Source organism: Formosa sp. Hel3_A1_48, from assembly GCF_001735715.1.
Classification (GTDB): domain Bacteria; phylum Bacteroidota; class Bacteroidia; order Flavobacteriales; family Flavobacteriaceae; genus UBA3537.
Genome location: NZ_CP017259.1, coordinates 1966675 through 1982567 on the forward strand (window position 1 = coordinate 1966675; position 15893 = coordinate 1982567).

Sequence of the window (15893 nt, forward strand, 5' to 3'; positions counted from 1 at the left end):
TTATAGGATGCTAACTCCCTTAGTATTGATTTTAGAAATGTAAACTTCAAAAGATACATCCATTGAATTTAAAACCTTTTTTTGTGTGCTACTTATTTCCTTGGCAATGTCAATGCCTTGACACAAACTAAATATTGACGGTCCAGATCCTGAAATTGACGTTCCCAAAGCTCCAGCAGTTTTAGCAGCTTTTTTCAATATTTCATAAGCTGGAATTACTTTACTTCTATAGGGTTCTGCGACTACATCTTCCAAACATTCGCCGATAAGCGCGTAATCATTAGTATGTAAGGCATGTATTAAGCTTCCCAAGTTGGCCCATTGGGTTGTTGCGTCCTTAAGCTTGATCTGTGCTGGAAGCACAGAACGTGCTTCAGAAGTTTTAATTTCGATCTGTTGGTGTACTATAACAGCGTATAAATCTTCAGGTGATGGGATTTGAAGTATCCGTAATGGATTCAAATTCTTAACTAATGTGAACCCCCCTAAAAGGGCAGGAGCGATATTATCTGCATGTTCAGCAGCACTTGCTAATGCTTCACCTTTCATGGCAAATTCGATCAGCTCATTTTGATTAAATGGTTTTCCCAACAACTGGTTCATCCCAAACACACTTCCCACAGCACTGGCTGCACTGCTTCCAATACCGCTCCCAGGCTTAATACGCTTGTAAATTTCCAATTCAAATCCAAAATCAGGATTTGCCTTTTCATAAAGCGCTTTAGCAGAAACACCAGCAATGTTCTTGTCTATATCAAGAGGTAAATCATATCCATCTGACACTGTAATACGCACCCCTTTGTCTTTAGACTTCCGTATGATCATCTCATCGCCAATTCCATCCAAACAAAATCCTAGCACATCAAAACCACAAGCAACATTTGCTACAGTAGCTGGTGAAAATACTTTAATCTCTTCCATAATCAAATATTAGACGCTCTAATGATGTCGGCAAACAAACCTGAAGCTGTCACTGCGGCACCAGCACCAGCGCCTTTCACAATAAGAGGTTGATCTTTGTATCGGTTAGTGTAGAACATAACTATATTGTCTTTTCCTTCAAGATTATAAAAAGGATGACCTTCAGGTATTTCTTTTAAGCCAACACTTGCAGAACCGTCTTTATACTCCGCAACGTATTTAAGTCGTGCGTTTTGTTTCTGAGCAGCACTCAACAGAGCTTTAAACTCATCGTCTTTATTTTTTATGATGTCATAAAAGGCAGCGACGTCTATAGCTTCTAAAGCACCATTGGGCAGAAAGCTTTCGTTTTTGATCTCTTCAATTTCTATTGACGCTCCTGATTCTCTGATTAAAATTAAGAGTTTTCTTGCAACATCAATTCCACTTAAATCAATACGGGGGTCAGGTTCAGTATAACCTTCTTTCTGTGCTTGTTTAACGACATCGTGAAAGTTATTATCTGCGGTAAAGTTATTAAAAATAAAATTTAAACTTCCAGACAAAACAGCGTTTATAGCGATGATGCGATCGCCCGAAGCAATAAGATGGTTCAATGTATCAATGACGGGCAGTCCAGCGCCAACATTGGTTTCAAATAAGAACGGAGCATTGTACTTTCTTGATAATTTTTTGAGCCGTTCATAATATTCAATATTACTCGAACAAGCAATTTTGTTACAAGCTACGACCGCTATACTCTCCTGAAGATAGTGCGCATAAGTTTTGGCAATGGCGTCGTGCGCAGTTATGTCAACAAAAACAGAGTTTCTAAGGTTTAATTCTTTAGCTTTTTCAAAAAATTCAATCGGATGTGTCTGCGTTCCATTATCCAAGACATCACTCCAAGAATTTAAATCGATTCCATCTGAATCGAAAGCCATTGATTTAGAATTAGATAGCCCAACAACCTTGATTTTTAATTTCAAATTATCTTTAACATAATCTTCTTGTGTATGAATTTGCTCTAACAAGGATGCGCCAACATTACCAACTCCAGCAATGAACAAGTTAATATGCTTTGTTTCTACTTCAAAAAATGCTTCATGAAGACAATTCAATGCTTTTTTCACATCTTTTTCTGTTATTATTGCAGTAATGTTTCTTTCTGAAGCACCCTGTGCAATAGCGCGTATATTAACATTATTTTTACCCAGCATGCTGAACATTCGTCCGCTTATACCTTGGTGATTTTTCATTTTTTCGCCCACTACAGCGACAATAGAAAGTTGTTGCTCAAGAACTAAGGGGTCTATTTTTAATAAGGATATTTCATTTTCAAATTCTTCGTCTAGTGCCAATTTTGCTAATCGAGCATCTTGATCTGAAACGCCAACACAAATAGAGTGTTCAGAAGAGGCTTGAGTGGCAATAACTACGTTTATTTTCTCTCTTGCTAATGTTTCAAACAAACGCTTTGAAAATCCAGGGATTCCAACCATGCCATGACCTTGAAGCGTAAGTAAAGAGATGCCATTTATATTACTTATTCCCTTAATCGGGTTATTGTTGCCATTAATTACATCTTTGGAGATCAACGTTCCTTCCTGATCTGGAGCTAATGTATTTTTTATTCGAATTGGGATGTTTTTAGAAAGTACTGGTAAAACAGTTGGTGGGTACAGTACTTTAGCACCAAAATGAGAGAGCTCGATCGCCTCTTTATACGAAAGTCTCTTTATGGGTTTGGCTTGTTTTACTAATTTTGGATTGGTAGTGAACATTCCACTAACATCTGTCCAGATCTCTAGGATATCCGCTTTAAGCGCCGCAGCCATTATAGCTGCAGTATAATCTGAACCTCCACGGCCTAAGGTAGTGATTTCTTCATCCTCAGATTTAGAAATAAAACCCGGGAGTATAGTGACCATTTTTTTGTTGTGTTCAAAATATGTTTTTATGTTTGAGTTCGTTTCATCAAATTGAACAGCTGCATTAGTGAAATTAGAGTCCGTAACAATTAAGTTTTGGCTGTTTTTTAATTGTACGTTTAAACCCTGTTCTTGCATGGCTTCAAATATAATTAGTGAAGACATAAGTTCGCCAAAACTCAATAATTTATCTGTGGTTTTTGGAGACAATTCTTTAATTAAGAAAATCCCGTCTAATAAACGTTCTAGTTCAGCTAATTTCTCGAGAATTATATCTGTTGTATTTACCAAACTCGTTCCTGACAAAAGCCCCTCAATAACATCGATGTGTTGCTGTTTCAGTTTATTAAAATCATTTTTGTAATTAAGATCGTTATCAATTGCTTTTTGAGAGGCGCTCATCAGCTTGTCGGTAATTCCGCCTACTGCTGATACGACTACTGCAATTTGATCGTTCTCACAAGAGGATTTTACGATTTCAATAACTTTTTTTATGTTTTTTGCGGAACCAACTGAAGTTCCTCCAAACTTTAAAACTTTCATTTTGACTTACGATTAAATGGAATTAGATGAAATAAATCTCCAAAAAAATAGGGGTATAATAGAAGAAATTACTAAGCTCAAATAGTTTTTATTATTCATCGTTTGCGGTTAAGTCTTCAAAGCTATTGCTTTTGTAATAGATTAAAAACTATAAGTTTAAGTTTTGTTAATATGTGAATAAAAGAGGTTATTATTTTGCAATCATGAAATATTATTGCATAATTCTGCGATTTATTCAACAATAAAATTGATGTGCTTTTTTTAGAGAGCAGCTAAAAGTTTTGATTTGACTTCTCCAAAACCAATTCTTAAACTTTCATTTTTGCAATATCCTCGTAGAATTACAGTATCGTTATCATTGATAAATTTTCGTTCTGTCCCATCATTAAGTTGAACGGGTTGCTCTCCTTTCCATGATAATTCTAACATGGAACCATAAGAGTCAGGAGTTGGACCAGAAATTGTACCGCTACCCATCATATCTCCAGAACGTACCGGACAACCATTCACTGTATGGTGCGTAAGCTGCTGTGCCATATTCCAATACATATATTTAAAATTTGATTTTGACACCACAGTTTCATTTGCTCCTTCCGGCTTGATGATGGCTTCAAGGTGAATATCAAAACTTTTTTTTCCCTCGTATTGTAAGTATTCTAATGGCTTTGGCTCTTGTTTTGGTGAATATACTCTAAACGGTTCAAGGGCATCTAAAGTTACAATCCAAGGGGAGATCGAAGAGGCAAAATTTTTACCTAAAAAAGGACCTAAAGGCACGTATTCCCAGCGTTGAATATCCCGAGCACTCCAATCGTTGAATAAGACCAGTCCGAAGATGTAATCTTCAGCTTCATTGATAGATATGGCTTCACCAAGATCGTTAGCGTCAGTTGTAATAAAAGCCATCTCCAGTTCAAAATCTATAGCTTTACTTGGGCCAAATACAGGACTCTCATTGCCTGGGGGAAGGGTTTGCCCCTTGGGCCTACGAACAGGGATGTCTGAAGGTATTATAGACGAACTTCTACCGTGGTATCCCACTGGTAAATGTAACCAATTTGGCATTAAGGCATTGTCTTTACCTCGAAACATGGTTCCAACATTGGTCGCATGCTCGCGGCTGGCATAAAAATCTGTATAGTCACCAACTAAAACCGGAAGTTGCATTTCGATTTCGTCCAGGCTGTAAAGTACAGTGTCTTTGTGTTTCGTTTGTGTCTTTAGGACCGTATTGTTGTTGTCGAAAATTTCTGCAACTTTATTCCGAACTGCACGCCATGTTTTACGACCATCAGCAATAAAATCATTAAGTGTATCTTGTAAAAAGATATCATCCGTTAGTGCAATATCATCAAAATAACCCAGCTGATGTAGAGCTGCTAGATCAATGGCTGTGTCGCCAATACGGGTTCCAATAGTAATAACGTCATCGGGGGTTAAAAACACGCCAAAAGGAATGTTCTGAATCGGGAAATCTGAGTCTGAGTCTACATGAAGCCAAGAAGTTCGGTTGGGATCATTTGCAAAAATTACCATAGCACAAAATGTTAATTAAATTTTTAATAAAAAACTACATCAAATATATGTTTTTTAATGTATATAATTAATGTTATCATTATTTTTGCACTTTATAAATCTTATACCACAACATATGCAACGCGACGAACAAATTTTTGAACTTATTGAGGCTGAAAAAAACCGTCAGCTTAATGGCATTGAACTTATTGCTTCTGAGAACTTTACAAGTGATCAAGTGATGGAGGCCACGGGCTCTGTATTGACCAATAAATACGCGGAAGGTTACCCTGGAAAACGGTATTATGGTGGTTGTGAAGTTGTGGATGAAGTGGAGCAAATTGCGATCGATCGTGCCAAAACACTTTTTGGTGCCGTATGGGCCAATGTTCAGCCGCATTCTGGAAGTCAAGCCAACACAGCTGTTTTTCATGCATGTCTAAATCTAGGTGACAAAATTTTAGGGTTCGATTTATCACATGGTGGACACCTTACTCATGGTTCACCAGTGAATTTTTCTGGACGTCTTTACGACCCTGTCTTTTATGGCGTAGAAAAAGAAACCGGGATGCTGAATTATGATAAAATTCAAGAGATTGCAAGTACAGAACAACCCAAAATGATTATCGCTGGTGCTTCAGCCTATTCTAGAGATATCGACTACAAACGCTTTCGTGAAATTGCTGATAGTGTTGGTGCTATTTTATTGGGCGATATTTCTCATCCTTCTGGGTTGATCGCAAAAGGTGTGCTAAACGACCCATTACCACATTGTCATATAGTCACTACAACAACACACAAAACCCTTCGTGGTCCAAGAGGAGGTCTTATCATGATGGGTAAAGATTTTGAAAATCCTTTTGGATTGAAGTTCAAGTCTGGGAAACTCAAAATGATGTCTTCGCTGCTAGACTCTGCCATTTTTCCTGGAAACCAAGGCGGACCACTGGAACATGTTATTGCTGGAAAGGCAATTGCATTTGGTGAAGCCCTAACAGATGAATTCATGCATTACATTCTTCAAGTAAAAAAGAATGCAGATGCTATGGCTAAGGCTTTTGTAAAACGAGGTTATGACCTGATTTCTGGAGGTACGGACAACCACATGATGTTGATTGACCTGCGCAATAAAAACATCACAGGAAAAGACGCTGAACAAGCGCTAGTGAAAGCGGACATCACTGCAAATAAAAACATGGTGCCTTTTGATACACAAAGTCCTTTTGTAACTTCAGGTATACGCGTAGGAACTCCTGCTGTTACCACCCGAGGCCTAGTTGAATCGGATATGGAAGCTGTTGTGGCGTTGATTGATGAAGTTATTGCGAATCACGAAGATGAAACTGTGTTGAATTCTGTAGCTGAGCGTGTACATGCTATGATGAGCCACAGACCGTTATTTGCATGAGAGCATAGCTAAAATAATAAAAAAGCCAGACAATAGCTGCTTTTTTTAATTCTCTAAATCAACGGCATTGTAAGCACCTATATCTGAAGGGGAAGGTCGAGAAATTTGTCTAATATCACTTCCTAGACTTCCCGCATTAGTTCCTTGACCTGCAGCAGGGGAGGTCAAAGGAATTTGTAATTTGTTTTGTTGAGGGTCAAGAAATTCAGGATCTAAGTTGAACAGCATATTTTCATAAAAATCAGTATCGTTAAAGTTATAATACGGTCCAGTGAAATTGTTGTTCGGATCGTTAAATAGCAGTAAGCAATTTTTGAATTTAAAATTAAAATCAGCTTCTGGAATTTGATCCAACAGCAATTCTGGATTATCATTTCCATAAATAATGCAATTGGTAAAGTTTGCAGAATTTAGATTGTTAGGTATAATATTCTGATCTGAATCCGTTATAAAATTGTTTAGGAGTAGTGCAGGAAATTGCCTGAAGCTGTTACTCCAGTAGTTGGCGATAGTAGAGTGAGTGACATTGTAATTACCTCCATAGGTTGCTGCAAAGGAAGATTGCCCACTTTTATTAATGACCAAGTTTTCAGCTGTAATTGCTGTGGCTCGCCCTAAAACGCCAAAATTACTTGAATTGTATATTTGTGAATTATTGATTTGAAGTTTAGATGAATCGTCTTGGTTACCGTCAACGAGAATACCAACGGTGCTGTTTTTGATAGTCGTGTAGTCAAATTTATTGTCTGTACTGCCACTAAATAACCATATGGTTTGCCACTGCCCAGGGACTTCTGAAAAACCAGGTTCTAGCCGGTCACCTTCAAAAATAATTTCATTTTCCAAAAGTTCATCATCAGTACTCAACAGGCCATTGGCGTGTAAAGATGCATTGTTAGTAACCAAAAGACCGGAATTCGCATGAAAATGCACACGAGCTCCAGCTGAAATGTTAAGTGTTTTGCCTTCATCTACGGCTGCATAACCATAAATAACATAGGGCTTTTCGTTAGTAAAATTCAACTCATCATCTTCCAAAAATCGTCCTTGGATATTGGTTTCATCCGAAACTCCATCACCATCCACATCAAAACTGAGCGTTTCTATTACAGTTGAGCCATCAGGGTTGGTAAATTGCTGTGGGTATATAAAAACGGCATCTTTAACTAGTGTAACCAACTCTACGGTTTGCTTGTTGTTGAGTCCAAATTCAATAGCATCTGTATATAAAAATTGAGTGTCATCAGAAACCAATGATTGTATGTCGATTGTGGTTTCAATAAATATATACATGCTGTCTTTAGCTAATAATTCGACATCCGTAAATTCTTTTCCTGTGAGCGGAGTATCCCCAGTCATTCCATCTACATTTAGGCGATAATTGGAATTTTGTCCTTCTTGAAGCTTAATTTTCGGAATGGAAATATCATTGTTAGAAGTGTTGTACACTTTTAGGGTGTAAGTGCTCGAGCCAATATTAGTAAATACAGTGTCTAAATAGACCGTATCTTTTGAGAATCTTAAGGCTCCCTCAGTGGGGGTGAAATCAAAATCTTTCCGACATGAACTCCATAAGAGTAAGAAACAAAAAGAGGCTAAAAAATAAAAATAACGCTTCATAAAAGTTGAACTGTTTTTGTAAAAATATAACTTTTCATGCAAATGTGAATAATTAATCAAAAATGGTTAAGATATCATTTGGGATGCGTTTTGGGCGTTGTGTTTGGGGGTCAGTCATGCACCACTTTGTTTTGCTATTGACTAAAAGTTTTTGTGTATCAGCATTATAGATTTCTACGATGCGAATGCTTGTTACTCCAGCACATTCAGAAACATAAGTTTTAACACGTAAGGAATCGCCAACAAAAGCAGAAGCTTTGTAATCTATTTCATGCCGCAAAACAACCCAAACATTGGCTTGACGTTGTTCCTGGGTCGTAAGAGAAGTCCAGTGAGCACGAGCTATAGCCTGTATCCATTCTAGATAACGGATATTGTTTACGTGATTCAAATGATCGATATCTTGGGATTCTACAACACGCGATTGTTCATAAACTTGCATTAGTCTTGAGCTATTATACGCACCTCAAAGAGTTTATCCCAACGTTTTCCCGTAAGGAACAAGGTTTGTGTTTTGGGGTTATAGGCCATACCGTTCAATACGTCCAAGCCTGGGTGATTGGTGACTTTGTTTTTTAAATCTTTAAAATCGATAACGGCTTCAATAGCTCCATTTTTAGGATTGATAACCGCTACGCCATTTTTTTGGTATCGGTTGGCGTAAATCTTTCCGTCAACCCACTCGAGTTCGTTTAAATTGGTTAACTTTCCTTTATTGGTATATGCTTGAACAAAACGCTCTTCTTCTAATGTATTTGAATTTAAAATCCAGATGTTTTCTGATCCATCGGTTTTATACAGTTGTTGACCATCATTACACAAGCCCCATCCTTCTTTGCTTTGCCCATAATTGAAACTTCCAATTGCTTCAAAATTATCAACATCATAAATCAGTCCGCGTCCTTCACGCCAAGTCAACTGGTATATTTTATCATTCAAAACTGTCAACCCTTCTCCAAAATAAGTAGGGGCTAAGTTGATGTTCCTTATCACTTTACCATTTTTGTAGTCTAAAGCTCTAAGTTTTGACTCGCCATATTGCCCCGTACTCTCGTACAGAATCCCATTGTAAAACTCTAATCCTTGTGTGTATGAATTAATATCGTGTGCGTAGGTGTTTACCAATTCGTAAGTATAGAGTTTTGGTTTTTTGTTATTGACAACAATAAGTTTTTGTAAAACTACTTCTTTGTCATCATCATAATACACCAAAGCTTTAATCATTTTTTCTCCAAGGGCAACATCTTTTAAATCTTCCAAATTGGAGATGGGTGTGTTATTCATCATGAACTGCACAGAATCAACTTTAATCGCATTGAGGTTTTTTAAGCTCAATTTAAGTACTTCAGCATTGCTAATAATGTTCTTTTTTGCATTGGTTTGAATCACGAAATTTGATTTAACAGCTTTGGACGTATTTCCGCATCCAAAAGCAATTATTCCAATAGTTATGATTCTCAATACTTTAGAAAAATTCATGGACCTGTTTATTTTCTGGCAATTTATTTATTTATCTTCACTAAAAAAAATGATTAAAAGAATATTAAAACATTGTATCTTTGCCAAAGGCAAGTCCTACACAACCAGCTCCTGTTGAATCCTCCAGGGCGGGAACGCAGCAAAGGTATACGGTCGTAGCGGTGTGATGTAGATCGCTTGCCTTTTTTTGTGTCTTTAAGTTTCCTAAATCTTTATATCTTTAACCTTCAATTTACGACTGTACTATGTCAAAGACAATACTCATCACAGGGGGTTCTTCAGGGATTGGGAAATCTATGGGTGAATTTCTTACCCAAAAAGGGTTTAAGGTTTATGGCACGAGCCGATTTCCCGAAAAATACACCAACTCCATATTTCCTATTCTAAAATTGGACGTCACCAAGCCTGATTCCATTCGTGCTTGTGTGGAAACATTGTTGAGTAAAACCAAAGCCATTGATGTTTTGATCAACAACGCAGGGGTAGGAATTACTGGTCCATTAGAAGAAATTCCTATGGCTGAAATGAAAAACAATTTTGAAACAAATTTCTTTGGTCCCATTGGCATGATCAATGCGGTGTTGCCAAGTATGCGGGCACAAAAATCTGGACTCATCATCAACATCACATCTATTGCTGGATATATGGGACTTCCATTTCGAGGGGTGTACAGTGCAAGTAAAGGTGCTTTAGAGCTCATTACAGAAGCCTACCGCATGGAATTAAAACCTTTTGGGATAAACATGACCAATATAGCACCAGGCGATTTTTCGACCAATATTGCCGCTGGACGCTATCATGCGCCATTGAAAGACAATTCTGCTTACCAAAAAACCTATGGCGCTACATTAGAGTTACTCGATGATCATGTAGATGACGGAGAAGATCCACAAATCCTAGCCAAAGTAGTGTACCGGATAATGCAAACAAAGCATCCTAAAATTCATTATAAAGTTGGTGCGTTTTTACAAAAATTCTCAATTGTTCTGAAACGTTTATTGCCAGACCATTGGTACGAACGCATTTTGATGTCGTTTTATAAGCTCTAATGTTCAAAACTATTTGCAGTTGTTGATATATTTTTTACTTTAACATTTGCTTAAGTACACTAAAATTCTATTTTTACAACCTAACTAAAAAAACAGCACAAACCTCATGAAATTTTTTATCGACACTGCAAACTTAGATCAAATTAAAGACGCACAAGACCTTGGAGTTTTGGATGGCGTAACCACCAATCCGTCTTTGATGGCAAAAGAAGGTATTACTGGTGCCGATAATATTTTGAACCATTACAAAGCCATTTGCGCTATTGTAGATGGTGATGTTTCTGCGGAAGTAATTGCCACCGATTTTGAGGGAATGGTAAGAGAAGGGGAGGCCCTTGCTGCGCTGAATCCACAGATTGTTGTAAAACTCCCCATGATCAAAGCAGGGGTAAAGGCCTGTAAGTATTTTAGTGATAAAGGCATTAAAACCAACGTAACTTTGGTCTTCTCTGTTGGACAAGCGATTTTGGCCGCAAAAGCAGGGGCAACCTACGTTTCCCCTTTTATTGGACGTTTGGATGATATCTCTACCGATGGTCTTAATCTTATTGCTGAAATACGTCATATTTATGATAACTACGGCTTTACGACCGAAATTTTGGCCGCTTCTGTTCGCCATACCATGCATGTCATTGACTGTGCCAAAATAGGCGCCGATGTAATGACAGGACCACTGAGTTCTATTGAAGGACTATTAAAACACCCACTGACCGATATTGGTTTAGCTAAGTTTTTGGCGGATTATAAAAAAGGGAATTAGGATTCTTGCATGGAACGGTCTTGTATATGAAAAGTAGAGGAGTAAAACACTATCATTTTCAGTTTAACAATATAGATAGCAGAAAAGCACAAACTTTGTAGTTTGCACTTTACTGCTATTTTTTATATACCGTGTTATGGGCTTTTTTTAAATAAACTAACTATTAAATCTATTAAATCTTTTGCTCCTTTTTTCCTCTGTTTTCTCCAAAAGAAAAATTCTACAACTAATCCAGAAAAAACACCAATTAATAAAAGTTCTATAAAACTTTTCATATCATTTGCAAAAAAATAAACAATGCTTATAATAATAAGTACGATTAAAAATGTTATTGCTTTTGTTATATTCATTACCAAAGTTTTGAAATCCATTTACCTAGTCTACCTATAACTCCAGTTGAAGCAACTACAGCCCCTATAAGTGCACCTTCTCCAGCTCCTTTCCATGAGCCGCTCTTTATTCCTCCTATTGCACCTCCAACTACTGCTCCAGCTATATCGTTAGCTATAATTGGAGCAATAAGTACTTTTTGACTTCTGCCGTTTACATTTTCTCTGGAAAAGACCTCATTTTCTTCCCAAAAGTCAAGAGAAGCTCTTCCTATTGCTATAGTTTGAGCTGTTAATCTTCCTGCTTTAGAATTTTCAGTATACTTCATGTTTGACCATCTTTTTTCCATCATATCTAGTTGATTTCTTAACTCATCAGCTCCAACAATACCTGAAAAATTTTTCTTTATTAACTCGCCTAAAGAAATTAATTCTTTATATTCAAAATCATCAATAACTCCATTATTTTTAGCTTCGAATAATAGGTTATTGTAGGCACCTTCGTTTTCAGTTTTTTTTAATTGAACTCTATTACTTGTAGCAGAAAAATCAAAATAACTTGAGTAAGTAACTAGATCTTTTTCTGTCATTCTTTTTGAAAGAGCTTCTTTGTCTTTAAATAAGTATTGCTCAAATCCTTTAGAGATTACAAAATATTTTGAGGCATTAAAAATGTTTGTCGATTGAGAATTATTTTCTTTAAAGTAATCAACATTTTTTGCATAATCTGTATTAAAATCATTTATTGAATTTATAGCTTTAGAAAGAGATTTTTCTTCACTTTCTATTTTAAACTTTTTATTAGTATTGTCTAAAAAAGCATTATGGATTTCCCCTAATTCTTTAAATTGTGAAATCTGTAATAGTTTATCCTCCTTTATACTTTGGTCATCATTATTGCAATTTGTAAACAAAAGTAAACTGATTATGAGTGTAACTAAAATTGGAATTTGTTTTAAATTTTTCATTTTATTTTGTTTTAATATTTCACGCATTCAATTTTTTAAAGAGTATTGAACATTTGCAATTTTGCCTTCTTTTTCAAGAAACTCCGTTTATGAACAATTCAAGATTTTAACTCTTTTACTTTTTTCTTCCAAGCAGAGTTTTTCTCGGATATGATTGAACGTCGGTTTTATTTGCCCATAACTTGTATATATCCGCAGTGTTGCGTTTATTTTTTTTATATATTATTTGTTTTTATTTGTTTTAATGTGTTGTTTTTCAGCCTGTTGATTTTCAATAATTACATCTAATGGTCTTTTTGTTTTTGCAAGAGTTAATATCCATTCTTTAACAACACAAACAATTTGCAAGACAGCAAACAAACAGAACAGAGCGTCGAAACGGAAGTCTGTTTTAAGGATACTTTTATCGTACGAAAAGGTGTGATATATAGGTTATCCCTGTTACAAGCGTAACATATTTGGGTTGGAGCGTACACAAATATATATAAAATATTATATATAAATAAAGAAAATCTATTTTATTAGAAGTTAAATTGAAAATTATAGAGGATTACCTATCTTTGCCCATATAAAAAACCAACACAAAGTACATGAAATTATTAGAAGGAAAAACCGCAATTATCACAGGAGCTAGTAGAGGCATAGGGAAGGGTATTGCTACTGTTTTTGCACAACAAGGCGCTAATGTGGCGTTTACCTACAGTTCCTCTTCAGAGGCTGCTGAAGCTCTCGAGAAAGAGCTTTCAGGCTTAGGTGTGAAAGTGAAGGCATACAAAAGCAATGCTGCTGATTTTGAAGCCGCACAGCAACTCGCTACTGATGTTCTAAACGATTTTGGGCAAATTGATATTTTAGTCAACAATGCAGGCATCACTAAAGACAACCTCTTGATGCGTATGGGCGAAGAGGATTTTGATAAGGTCATTGAAGTGAACCTAAAATCGGTATTCAATATGACCAAGGCTGTACAACGTACTATGCTGAAACAACGCAAAGGATCCATCATCAATATGAGTTCTGTTGTGGGGGTGAAAGGGAATGCTGGACAAACCAACTATGCAGCTTCTAAAGCTGGAATTATAGGATTTTCTAAATCTGTTGCACTAGAATTGGGCTCACGAAACATCCGCAGCAATGTAATCGCACCAGGATTCATTGAAACTGAAATGACCGCCAAGCTCGACGAAGCTACCGTAGCGCAATGGCGCGCAGGGATTCCACTAAAACGTGGAGGATCACCAGATGATATTGCCAATGCATGTGTCTTTTTGGCAAGTGATCTGTCTGCCTATATTACTGGACAAACGCTAAATGTTGACGGCGGTATGCTCACATAAAATCCTGCAGTTGCTATGACATCATCATTGGTTCTATATGGCGTCTTTGCAATCGCTTTAGCTACTTTTTTAGCACTTATCAATTACAAACCATGGGCCACCAAAAGGGTGTTTTGGGGACTTACAGCGCTTAGAGCCCTAACCTTTAGTGTTCTTTTTTTGTTGCTGCTTAATCTACAATACACCAAAAATACAATAGAACTCATCAAACCGAAACTTTCTGTTTTGGTAGATAACTCAGAGTCTATAAAGTTTATAAACAAAGACAGTACTGCATTAGAGCTTTTAGAGCAATTAAAAACGAACGCTGAATTGGCAAAAAAATTTGACCTTCAGTATTTTTATTTTGATACTGATTTGAAATTTTCAGACGAATTAGTCTTTGATGCACCACAAACAAATATCGGAAAGGCTATTTCTGAGGTTCATGAACTGTATAAAGATGAAATAGCTCCTATTTTATTGATTTCTGATGGTCAGCAAACTGTTGGCACATCTTATGAGTATATGGCCAATCAGTTTGAACAAAAAATATACCCATTGGTATTGGGGGACACCGCACGTTATACGGATTTGCGTATCAAACAAATAAATGTAAATGCCTATGCCTTTTTAGACAACACATTTCCTGCTGAAATTTTCGTTCAATACAATGGTACTACCGACACCACTTCTGTCTTAGAAGTGTTTTCTGGCGCAAAACTCGTATATCGTGAAAAAATAAATCTATCATCAGAGAATAACACACTCATAGTAAGTCCTAAACTCAAAGCAACTCAAGTAGGTATACAACGGTATTCTGCACGGTTACGCCCACTAAGCGATGAGCTAATAATTAGCAATAACCGCAAACCTTTTGCGCTTGAAGTTATTGATCAAAAACTTAATATTGCTTTGGTTTCCAGCCAAAGCCATCCTGATTTAAGAGTGTTCAAATCGATGGTTTCCAATCAAAAAAATTACAGCATTCAAAGACTCACTCCAGAAGAATTCTTGAAAAGTTCTAAAGACTTCGCTTTTGTTGTGCTTTATCAACCCAATCCTAGTTTTGCGGATGCTTACAACTTTGTAAAAGAGAACAACATCAATACCTTTACTGTAGCTGGACCAGAAACAGACTGGGCTTTCTTAAATAGAATACAACAGCATTACGCGCAAGAAATTAATCAATACAAAGAGGCTTATCAAGCCGTGTTTAACACAAACTTTGATGCATTTGCACTCGATCCGTTAGATTTTGAAGATTTCCCTCCTCTTCAATCTGACTTTGGTTCAGTAGCAATCCGTATGCCACATCAAGTCCTATTGTACAAATCCGTTGGAGGATTAGAAACAAAAAACCCACTGCTGTTTACATACCAGGCCGAAAATACACGTCATGCAGTTGTGTTAGGGTCGGACTTATGGAAGTGGCGCTTGAAAGCCTATCAGTTATACAACAAATTTGATGATTTTGATGCGTTTTTCAATGTTGTTTTTCAATATTTAAGCACCCAAAAAAAAGCAGATCGTTTACGGGTGACCTACGAAGCTGTTTTCGATGGAACAGAGCCTATTGCGGTTTATGCACAGCTATACGACGAAAATTTTCAATTTAATCCTAATGCCCAACTAGAAATTGAAATTAGTAATCCACAGCTCGATCGTCCAATTACGTTTTCATTTGTGCAAAGCGAAAGTGTGTACAAAGCTGAGCTTAGTAGCCTTAATTCTGGTACTTATCAATACCAAGTCCGAACCAAAGACCGAAAATTTGTTAGCTCAGGACAATTCGAAATCTTGGCTTATAATATTGAAACACAATTTTTGAATGCCAATTATAAGGCAATGAATCAATTGGCTAATACCACAGGTGGGCAATTGTTTTTAGAAAATCAATACAGTGGGTTGCTCAATGAATTACTCAAGAATTCAAACTATAAAACCATACAAAAAATAAGTAAAAAAACAGTACCTTTGGTGGACTATAAATGGTTACTGTTGTTGCTTGTTTTAAGTTTAGCTACAGAATGGTTTATAAGAAAGTATAACGGATACGTATAATTATTTAAATC

Annotated in this window: 13 protein-coding genes and 1 other RNA gene; 6 read left to right on the forward strand and 8 right to left on the reverse strand. The window is 36.6% G+C overall.

What is annotated here, in order from left to right; translation table 11 throughout:
- From FORMA_RS08915 to fahA, 3 genes are all read right to left on the reverse strand, one after another.
- Positions 1 to 921, reverse strand: a complete 921-nt coding sequence (locus FORMA_RS08915) for a homoserine kinase (RefSeq protein WP_197500763.1) — start codon at positions 919 to 921, stop codon at positions 1 to 3.
- A 2-nt stretch (positions 922 to 923) separates the two neighbouring features.
- Positions 924 to 3374, reverse strand: coding sequence for a bifunctional aspartate kinase/homoserine dehydrogenase I (gene thrA / locus FORMA_RS08920; RefSeq protein WP_069675336.1), 2451 nt, complete (start codon positions 3372 to 3374; stop codon positions 924 to 926).
- Positions 3375 to 3635: 261 nt separating this feature from the next.
- Positions 3636 to 4910, reverse strand: a complete 1275-nt coding sequence (fahA, locus tag FORMA_RS08925) for a fumarylacetoacetase (RefSeq protein WP_069675337.1) — start codon at positions 4908 to 4910, stop codon at positions 3636 to 3638.
- A 115-nt stretch (positions 4911 to 5025) separates the two neighbouring features.
- On the opposite strand from fahA, the gene glyA reads away from it, so the two are divergent.
- Positions 5026 to 6297, forward strand: a complete 1272-nt coding sequence (glyA, locus tag FORMA_RS08930; RefSeq protein ID WP_069675338.1) for a serine hydroxymethyltransferase — start codon at positions 5026 to 5028, stop codon at positions 6295 to 6297.
- A gap of 45 nt (positions 6298 to 6342) precedes the next feature.
- On the opposite strand, the gene FORMA_RS08935 is transcribed toward glyA, so the two are convergent.
- The 3 genes from FORMA_RS08935 to FORMA_RS08945 are packed head-to-tail and all read right to left on the reverse strand — an operon-like array spanning position 6343 to position 9396.
- On the reverse strand, positions 6343 to 7917 hold the full coding sequence (locus FORMA_RS08935) for a right-handed parallel beta-helix repeat-containing protein (RefSeq protein WP_069675339.1): 1575 nt from the start codon (positions 7915 to 7917) through the stop codon (positions 6343 to 6345).
- 52 nt (positions 7918 to 7969) lie between these two features.
- Entirely contained in the window at positions 7970 to 8359 is a 390-nt protein-coding gene (locus FORMA_RS08940) for an acyl-CoA thioesterase (RefSeq protein ID WP_069675340.1), read from the reverse strand.
- The gene (locus FORMA_RS08945; RefSeq protein ID WP_069675341.1) at positions 8359 to 9396 is read right to left on the reverse strand and encodes a glutaminyl-peptide cyclotransferase; all 1038 of its coding nucleotides are present in this window, start codon (positions 9394 to 9396) and stop codon (positions 8359 to 8361) included. Before FORMA_RS08945 ends, FORMA_RS08940 begins: the two co-directional genes overlap by 1 nt.
- Positions 9397 to 9483: 87 nt before the next feature.
- Here FORMA_RS08945 and ffs point away from each other — a divergent pair.
- From ffs to fsa, 3 genes are all read left to right on the forward strand, one after another.
- Positions 9484 to 9582, forward strand: an RNA gene (ffs, locus tag FORMA_RS08950) — signal recognition particle sRNA small type.
- Positions 9583 to 9641: 59 nt separating this feature from the next.
- Positions 9642 to 10445 (forward strand): SDR family oxidoreductase, encoded by an 804-nt coding sequence (locus tag FORMA_RS08955; RefSeq protein WP_069675342.1) that lies wholly within the window; start codon positions 9642 to 9644, stop codon positions 10443 to 10445.
- 106 nt (positions 10446 to 10551) lie between these two features.
- Positions 10552 to 11205, forward strand: coding sequence for a fructose-6-phosphate aldolase (fsa, locus tag FORMA_RS08960; protein ID WP_069675343.1), 654 nt, complete (start codon positions 10552 to 10554; stop codon positions 11203 to 11205).
- Between the two features lie 134 nt (positions 11206 to 11339).
- Here the strand turns inward: fsa and FORMA_RS08965 are convergent, their stop codons facing one another.
- The gene (locus FORMA_RS08965; RefSeq protein ID WP_069675344.1) at positions 11340 to 11555 is read right to left on the reverse strand and encodes a hypothetical protein; all 216 of its coding nucleotides are present in this window, start codon (positions 11553 to 11555) and stop codon (positions 11340 to 11342) included.
- Positions 11555 to 12502: a hypothetical protein gene (locus tag FORMA_RS08970; protein WP_157506062.1), complete on the reverse strand. Its 948-nt coding sequence runs from the start codon at positions 12500 to 12502 to the stop codon at positions 11555 to 11557. The genes FORMA_RS08965 and FORMA_RS08970 overlap by 1 nt, the downstream gene beginning before the upstream one ends.
- Before the next feature lie 590 nt (positions 12503 to 13092).
- Between FORMA_RS08970 and fabG the strand changes: the two genes are divergently transcribed.
- Both fabG and FORMA_RS08980 read left to right on the forward strand, forming a co-directional pair.
- Positions 13093 to 13839 carry a 3-oxoacyl-[acyl-carrier-protein] reductase gene (gene fabG, locus FORMA_RS08975; RefSeq protein WP_069675346.1) on the forward strand — a complete coding sequence of 249 codons (747 nt, stop codon included), beginning with the start codon at positions 13093 to 13095 and terminating at the stop codon, positions 13837 to 13839.
- Positions 13840 to 13854: 15 nt separating this feature from the next.
- The gene (locus tag FORMA_RS08980; protein ID WP_069675347.1) at positions 13855 to 15882 is read left to right on the forward strand and encodes a hypothetical protein; all 2028 of its coding nucleotides are present in this window, start codon (positions 13855 to 13857) and stop codon (positions 15880 to 15882) included.
- The last annotated feature ends 11 nt before the right edge of the window (positions 15883 to 15893 follow it).

What these genes read in the sequence shown, in the direction of transcription:
- FORMA_RS08970 (WP_157506062.1), bottom strand. Translation starts at nt 12,502, where the DNA reads ATGAAAAATTTAAAACAAATTCCAATTTTAGTTACACTCATAATCAGT.
- FORMA_RS08980 (WP_069675347.1), top strand. Translation starts at nt 13,855, where the DNA reads ATGACATCATCATTGGTTCTATATGGCGTCTTTGCAATCGCTTTAGCT.
- FORMA_RS08945 (WP_069675341.1), bottom strand. Translation starts at nt 9,396, where the DNA reads ATGAATTTTTCTAAAGTATTGAGAATCATAACTATTGGAATAATTGCT.
- fahA (WP_069675337.1), bottom strand. Translation starts at nt 4,910, where the DNA reads ATGGTAATTTTTGCAAATGATCCCAACCGAACTTCTTGGCTTCATGTA.
- FORMA_RS08935 (WP_069675339.1), bottom strand. Translation starts at nt 7,917, where the DNA reads ATGAAGCGTTATTTTTATTTTTTAGCCTCTTTTTGTTTCTTACTCTTA.
- fabG (WP_069675346.1), top strand. Translation starts at nt 13,093, where the DNA reads ATGAAATTATTAGAAGGAAAAACCGCAATTATCACAGGAGCTAGTAGA.
- FORMA_RS08955 (WP_069675342.1), top strand. Translation starts at nt 9,642, where the DNA reads ATGTCAAAGACAATACTCATCACAGGGGGTTCTTCAGGGATTGGGAAA.
- FORMA_RS08940 (WP_069675340.1), bottom strand. Translation starts at nt 8,359, where the DNA reads ATGCAAGTTTATGAACAATCGCGTGTTGTAGAATCCCAAGATATCGAT.
- fsa (WP_069675343.1), top strand. Translation starts at nt 10,552, where the DNA reads ATGAAATTTTTTATCGACACTGCAAACTTAGATCAAATTAAAGACGCA.
- FORMA_RS08915 (WP_197500763.1), bottom strand. Translation starts at nt 921, where the DNA reads ATGGAAGAGATTAAAGTATTTTCACCAGCTACTGTAGCAAATGTTGCT.
- FORMA_RS08965 (WP_069675344.1), bottom strand. Translation starts at nt 11,555, where the DNA reads ATGAATATAACAAAAGCAATAACATTTTTAATCGTACTTATTATTATA.
- thrA (WP_069675336.1), bottom strand. Translation starts at nt 3,374, where the DNA reads ATGAAAGTTTTAAAGTTTGGAGGAACTTCAGTTGGTTCCGCAAAAAAC.
- glyA (WP_069675338.1), top strand. Translation starts at nt 5,026, where the DNA reads ATGCAACGCGACGAACAAATTTTTGAACTTATTGAGGCTGAAAAAAAC.